Raw genomic sequence first — 7,479 nt, 5'->3', positions numbered from 1 at the left:
CTTTTTTGGTAAGTCCATATTTCTTTGTCTTATTGTCTTTGTTCTCCCGGTGAAAACTGAAATCCACTGGGATAAAAACACTTCCGTTCCAGTAACCGGCCACAAGGAGCTTATATCCAAAAATAAATTGTTTGGTCACATGGTTGTGTATCTTGGATACGCCTTCTATTTTCTTGCCTCTTTTTTGGAGGTCGGTATCATCAAATATCAAACATTTAAAACTGTCTTTTGGGGATGTCAGCTTTTTATCAAGTTCCAGGTAGCGCTTTACAAATAACAGCAACAGGTTGCGCCAGTTCATTTTCTGGTTGGCAAGAGACCTGTAGTAGGCATCCTTTTGCCCTTGGGGTTTTGCAATTGTAGCATCATTAAAAAATGAGCCCACGGTCTTTATGTCCATAAAAGGGAGCATGATCATGATTCTCATTAGGCCCCAAAAGGCAATAACACTTTTCTTGGCCGAAACAAAGAGCTTTGAAGATTTAGAGAACTTGAATAATTTGAGGTGGTCGTGGAAGAATTCTGGTTGAACCCAACTATCTTTAAAAATAGCTTTCACTTCTTGTATTTTAGCAATATCTTTGTTTTGTAGCATATTTGTATTTTTTGGTTTGCACTTACAAAATACAGTAAAATCAGGCATTAAGCAAGATTTATATGCTACTTTTTTGGCTTTTATCGAACTGAAACACTAGTATTTATTAAGTGCGAAACTTGAGTAGATTATAATAAAATGATAACAAACTAAATTAGGGGCGTAGCCCTACTATCTTCGTAGATGAACAAATATCGATAAAATAGAAGGGGCGTAGCCCCGGTATCTTCGTATATTCGTGGGGATGTATTCCAAAAATATCTCCAACAATTACTAAACAGGTAAAACCATTATCTTACAAATGGCTCAATAAAAAAATAGCTGGTAAATTTTCATAAATTAAAGATGTCAGGGCTATCGCCCCTAATTGATATTCATCGTGCATTGTTTCTATGAAGATTAAAGGGCTAAGGCCCCTAATTCGTTTTTACCGTACATTTTGCTATGAAGATTACAGGGCTAACGCCCCAAAATAAAATGAAACGTTTTTCAACCTTTAGTTCGCATTAATCGTTGTACGTTAATAAGTCTTGGGTCTTTTTAGTCTTCCGTTTTTAATAAATCAACTACCCTCCCATTCCCATAAAAACCCCCTATATTTGTATAACAAACACCATCAACTCCATGGAATGTATTTCTGTTTTCGATATGTTAAAAATTGGCGTCGGCCCTTCAAGTTCGCACACCTTGGGGCCCTGGCGAGCAGCCGAACGCTGGATAAAAGAACTCAAAGAGGCCCATAAATTTAATGATGTCGAGAAAATATCAGTAGATCTTTACGGCTCCTTATCCTTAACCGGTAAAGGACATGCCACCGATTATGCCATTATGTTGGGATTGAGCGGTGCCAACCCAGAAACCATCCCTACCGAAACCATCGCATCTGTAATTTTCGAAATTAAGAACACCAAAACTCTTCGTTTTAATGGTGAAAAAGAAGTGACGTTCCATCCTGAAACCGACATCATTTTCAACAGAAAATTTTTACCATTTCATTCAAATGGCATGCAATTTTCAGCAACTATAAACGGTAGAAAAATAAAATCCACCTTCTACTCTATTGGTGGAGGTTTTGTTGTAAAAGAAGAACGAACAAACCATAAAAGAAATGTACAAATTAAGTGTTCATTCCCTTACCCAATCGAAAAAGGGACTGAGCTTTTAAAGTTTTGCAATGATTTGAATAAATCCATTTCTGAAGTTGTATTGGAAAACGAAAAATCAATCCGACCCATCGAAACCATCGATTTTGAATTGCAACGCATTTGGAACACCATGTTGGAATGTATCTATATTGGCTGCCATACCGAAGGCAATTTACCGGGTGGTTTAAATGTGCGCCGACGTGCTTATGATACCTACCAAACCTTAAAAAGTGATTTACCTTATAACTCACCACAAGAATGGCTCGAAACCATTCGCAAGACCGAGGTTAAATTCAGGCAAATATTAAAATGGGTCAGTTGTTTTGCTTTATCGGTTAATGAAGTGAATGCCTCTTTGGGTCGGGTGGTTACAGCGCCTACCAACGGAAGTGCCGGCGTTATTCCATCGGTTTTAATGTACTATATGGTTATTGAAAACCACGAAGCGGATTTTAACCACATCAAACAATTTCTATTGGTGGCGGGCGAAATTGGCAGCATCTTTAAAAAAGGGGCGACCATTAGTGCTGCCATGGGTGGTTGTCAAGCTGAAATTGGCGTATCGTCTGCTATGGCTGCAGCTGCTTTGTGCGAATTGATGGGTGGCACACCCGAACAGGTTTTGGTAGCTGCCGAAATTGCCATGGAACACCATTTAGGTTTAACCTGCGACCCCATTGGTGGGTTGGTACAAATACCATGTATAGAACGCAACGCCATGGGCGCCATAAAAGCCATCAATGCCGCTGAAATGGCTTTGGATACCGACCCAAAAAACGTGAAAGTACCTTTGGACAAAGTGGTGGCAACCATGTGGGAAACCGCCAAAGACATGAACACCAAATACAAGGAAACCTCCGAAGGTGGTTTAGCTGTTGGTGTTAATATGTCTGATTGCTAGTTATTAGTTTACAGTCGCAGTTTACAGTAGCAGTCATATTGGGCAGTAATTGGTCTATTATCTAATTTTTATTCCCAACACTTTGCGTCTTAGCGGCTTTGCGCGATAAAAAAGTTTTTATAGAAATTGAAACTTCTAAAGTTCATTAAGTTATTGTTTATATCAGTTTTCAGTTTGTTTTTTGAACAAATAAAATTCAGTGAGAATCTGTGAAATCCGTGTCAAAAAAAAAGCTGTATAGATCCTTTGGCTCCGTGTAACCCTGTGAAAATTTTCCAGTCGCAGTTTCTTCTTAATTCATTACTTTTACAATCAATTTTAAAAAATAAAAAAACATGTCCGTCGCTAAAAAAGAATACAAACGCATCACCGTAAAAACTTTAGTAGATATGAAAGCCCGTGGCGAAAAAATATCCATGTTAACGGCTTACGATTATTCCATGGCAAAAATTGTAGATGGTGCAGGTATTGATGTTATTTTGGTTGGCGATTCTGCCAGTAATGTCATGGCTGGTCATGAAACGACGTTACCAATTACTTTGGATCAAATGATTTATCATGCCTCTTCTGTAATTCGAGCCATAGACCGCGCCTTAGTGGTTGTGGATTTACCCTTTGGAAGTTACCAAAGCGACACGAAGGAAGCCTTACGTTCTGCTATTCGGATTATGAAAGAAAGTGGCGCCCATTCAGTAAAAATGGAAGGTGGTCGAGAAATCAAAGAATCCATTAAACGTATTTTAAATGCCGGCATTCCTGTTATGGGCCATTTGGGATTAACGCCGCAATCCATATATAAATTTGGAACTTATACCGTTCGTGCCAAAGAAGAGCAAGAAGCGGTTGATTTAATAAAAGATGCCAAAATGCTGGAGCGTATTGGCTGTTTTGCCATTGTGCTTGAAAAAATACCTGCAAAATTAGCAAAGGAAGTGGCAGAAAGTGTCAGCATCCCCATTATTGGTATTGGTGCGGGCAATGGTGTGGACGGTCAAGTTTTGGTGTTACACGATATGTTGGGAATGACTCATGAGTTCCATCCGCGTTTTTTACGGCGCTATATGAATTTATATGAAGATATGACCACGGCCATTTCCCAATATGTTGATGATGTGAAAACATTGGATTTTCCTAATGATTCGGAACAATATTAAGCCCCATTGTCCTGCGGACATTTAACTCCTAATTTATTATTTTATGGAATCGTTGTATCTACGATTTCCCCGAAGGGGAAAATAAAATTCGTGATAATTGAAAATAACAAATTATTAGCATAAACATCAGTGATAATTCGTGACCCGAGCCAATGCGAACTGGTGAAGCAAATTCGTGTCTAATTTTAAACTCCGTGAATCTTTTTAAAGCTCCGAGCAACTCCTGTGAACCTTTATGTATCTCCGTGAAACAATTTAAATTACCAAACAAATATTCGTGTATTAGTGGCTGATAAAATACTTTCCAACAAACACAATCTTCAAATACTCTACGAAGATAACCACATTATTGTAATCAATAAACGGGTTGGTGATATCGTTCAAGGCGATAAAACTGGCGACAAACCATTAAGCGAGGTTGTTAAAAGCTATATTAAAGACACCTACAACAAACCCGGAAACGTGTATTTAGGTGTTGTGCACCGATTGGACCGACCCACAACCGGTCTTGTTATTTTTGCGAAAACCAGTAAAGTATTGCCCCGTTTAAATACGCTTTTTGTATCAAAAGACATTCATAAAACCTATTGGGCCATTGTAAAAAACGCACCACCAAAAACGGAAGACACCTTAACACATTGGTTAAAAAAGAATCCGAAAAACAATAAATCTTCTGCCTTTATTAAAGAAGTAAAGGACAGTAAAAAAGCCATTCTTCATTATAAACTGTTACGGAAACTGGATAATTATTATTTATTGGAAATTGATCTGGAAACGGGCAGGCACCATCAAATCCGTTCGCAATTATCAAGTATTGGTTGCCCTATTAAAGGCGATTTAAAATATGGTTTTGATAGAAGCAATACGGATGGCGGGATTCATCTGCATGCAAGACATATTACCTTTGTGCATCCTGTAAAAAATGAACCATTGAATATTGAAGCACCACTACCAGATGATGTTATATGGAATGCTTGTAATTATTAAGTTTTATCAGTTAAAGTTAAACTTTTTGCTTTTTGTATTTTCTTTGTGAAACTTCGCGTAAAACTCTGTGTAACTTCGTGCAATAGCTATACCACAGAGCCACACAAAGTAGCACAGAGATACACAAAGTTGTTTTGTGGATAACATCTAAAAAAAGAGTTAGCACACTTGAATTCAAATGGCTGCACAATTCAATATAGAGTCAAATTTCATATCTTTATAAAAAAAGCTTGTGAACACCATCCCTAAAATCATTTCAGCCCAAAAAACATTTTTCAACACTCAAAAAACTAAAAATATTGAGAATAGATTATCATATTTAAAAGCTTTAAAAGAAGAAATTACATCCAACGAACAAGCCATTTATGATGCTTTAAACCGTGATTTTAAAAAATCGGAGTTTGAAACCTTCATCAGTGAATACGGATTGGTTATTTCTGAAATCAATTTGGCAATAAACAACCTGAAAAATTGGTCGAGACCCGAGCGTGTTAAATCTTCTATATTAACATTCCCATCAAGCGACTACATTTACAAAGAACCTTACGGAAATGTTTTAGTGATCGCCCCTTGGAACTACCCTTTTTTATTGGCTATAGAACCTCTGATTATGGCCATTGCCGCTGGAAACACAGTGGTTTTAAAACCCAGCGAACTCACTAAAAACACCTCGCAATTAATTGCCGATATTATTGAAAACGTATTTCCAAAAGACTATGTAACTACCGTTCAAGGCGACGCAGAGACTTCAAAAGAACTATTGGCGCAAAAATGGGATTATATCTTTTTTACCGGAAGTGTTTCCGTTGGAAAAATTGTCGCAGAAGCCGCCGCTAAACATGTAACGCCCGTTACATTGGAGTTGGGCGGAAAATCACCCTGTATCATTGATGGGTCGGTAGATTTGAAACTGACGGCAAAACGCATTGTTTGGGGGAAATTCATCAATGGCGGACAAACCTGTATTGCGCCAGACTATATCGTCATCAAATCCGACTTCAAAAAGGAATTTATTGAGATTCTAAAAACGGAAATAACGAGCGCTTATGGAGAAAAACCCATGGATTCTCCAGATTTTCCTAGAATCATAAATAAGAAGAATACCGCTCGATTAGCTAATATGTTAAAAAATGTACAGGTGGTTTTTGGTGGTGAAGTGGATGAGGAAAGGTGTTTTGTTTCGCCTACGCTTATTGATGAACCTACTTTGGAAAGTGCTGTGATGAGCGAGGAAATATTTGGCCCTATACTTCCTATTTTATCTTATGTAACGACAGAAGACATTGAAAAAATCATCAATCATTATGATAAACCTTTATCTTTTTACGTGTTTTCAAACCATAAAACCTTTGTAGAAGCTTTGCTAAATACCTTTAGTTTTGGTGGTGGCGTTGTGAATGATGTGTTGATCCATTTTGGAAACCACCGCCTGCCTTTTGGTGGTGTTGGCAATAGCGGCATGGGTGCCTATCATGGCAAATTGGGATTTGATACGTTTTCGCATAGAAAAGCGATTATTAAACGCGGAAATTGGGTGGACCCCTCTTTACGGTATGCCCCTTACAAGAATAAATTAGGATTGATAAAGAAGATTTTTAAATATTTTACTTAGTGATTTCCATCATTGCGAGAGTGAGCGAGGAAGCAATCTCATGATACAATGCGTCCTTGCGAGACCCAAGAAAAAAATTTCAAGCGGTGAAAATGACATTTCATAAATAATTGATTTTAAATTAGCTAAATACGATGTCAATGGTAGGTACAAAGCAATCTCATGATGCTTGATCCAAAGCTTATTCACAACCCACAACAAACAGATTGCTTCGCTTCATTGCATGAGGCTACCATTGACAAGTATTTTATATATTTGATTTTCAAATATTTAAATAGCTCTCAAATTTTAAAAACACCCCTAAAGTCCCCTCTAGGGGACAATCCATACTTTCAAATTTTCAGTTTCAAATTCAATTTAATTGTCAACAATATCGCTTGATAATTTTTTTATCTGTTGCCTCGCAATGACGGAAAAAAATGTTGATAATTACTTATTGCTTTTATGGTGTGAAAAATCTAACTTCGCTTATCGAACGATTTGGTTTATTAAAACGCAACGATATCTTGACATTGCCAATAATTCCAAAAAAATGAATCTGAACTATAGTTTAAATAAAGACGATTATTTACAGTATCAGCTTTATAATGCTTCTACAACGGAAAGTACTAAAAAGAAGAGATTGAAAACTTGGATAATCGTTACATTTATTTTTATTATTTTATCTATACTTTTTTATCAAGCTGATAATAAATTATTGACATATTACTTTATTGCGTTTTCAATTATTACTTTGATTTTTTATCCTTTTTATCAGAGAAATCAATATAAAAAGTACTACGGGAAATTTATTGATGAAACCTATAAAAATAGATTTGATAAGGAGTCAAATATCATATTTAATGATATGAATTTTGAGACTTTTGATTTTACAGGAGAATCAAAAATAAATTATTCTTCCTTAGAAAAAATAATAGAAATTTCAAGCCACTTTTTTTTAAAGGTAAAAAATGGAGGGACATTAATTATACCAAAATCGAAAGTCGAAAATATGGAAAAAGTAAGAATTGGGTGCACGACAAATTTCCCATTTCTTAAAAAATTTGTAATTTGCAAAGAAACCATGACCAACAAAGAACAAGTAT

At 36.4% G+C, this 7,479-nt stretch carries 5 protein-coding genes and 1 pseudogene; 5 read left to right on the top strand and 1 reads right to left on the bottom strand.

Annotated features, from left to right (window positions below; all coding sequences use genetic code 11):
* Window positions 1-595, bottom strand: a pseudogene (locus tag ACU1LP_RS19200) (IS4 family transposase); the annotation flags it as partial.
* 624 nt (window positions 596-1,219) lie between these two features.
* Between ACU1LP_RS19200 and ACU1LP_RS19195 the strand changes: the two are divergent.
* The 5 genes from ACU1LP_RS19195 to ACU1LP_RS19175 all read left to right on the top strand — a co-directional run.
* Window positions 1,220-2,641 (top strand): L-serine ammonia-lyase, encoded by a 1,422-nt coding sequence (locus ACU1LP_RS19195; protein WP_445733110.1) that lies wholly within the window; start codon window positions 1,220-1,222, stop codon window positions 2,639-2,641.
* Window positions 2,642-2,976: 335 nt separating this feature from the next.
* Entirely contained in the window at window positions 2,977-3,795 is an 819-nt protein-coding gene (panB, locus tag ACU1LP_RS19190; protein ID WP_445737074.1) for a 3-methyl-2-oxobutanoate hydroxymethyltransferase, read from the top strand.
* 285 nt (window positions 3,796-4,080) lie between these two features.
* Window positions 4,081-4,782 (top strand): RluA family pseudouridine synthase, encoded by a 702-nt coding sequence (locus ACU1LP_RS19185; RefSeq protein WP_445734365.1) that lies wholly within the window; start codon window positions 4,081-4,083, stop codon window positions 4,780-4,782.
* A gap of 232 nt (window positions 4,783-5,014) precedes the next feature.
* Window positions 5,015-6,394, top strand: a complete 1,380-nt coding sequence (locus tag ACU1LP_RS19180; protein WP_445734366.1) for an aldehyde dehydrogenase — start codon at window positions 5,015-5,017, stop codon at window positions 6,392-6,394.
* 532 nt (window positions 6,395-6,926) lie between these two features.
* Window positions 6,927-7,479: YcxB family protein (locus ACU1LP_RS19175; protein WP_445734367.1), on the top strand; the 553-nt coding region annotated here is incomplete at its 3' end.

The sequence above is a fragment of the Mariniflexile sp. genome, from assembly GCF_052728615.1.
Note: the sequence above shows the minus strand (reverse complement) of the source record. Positions and strands in the feature narration are given on the sequence as shown.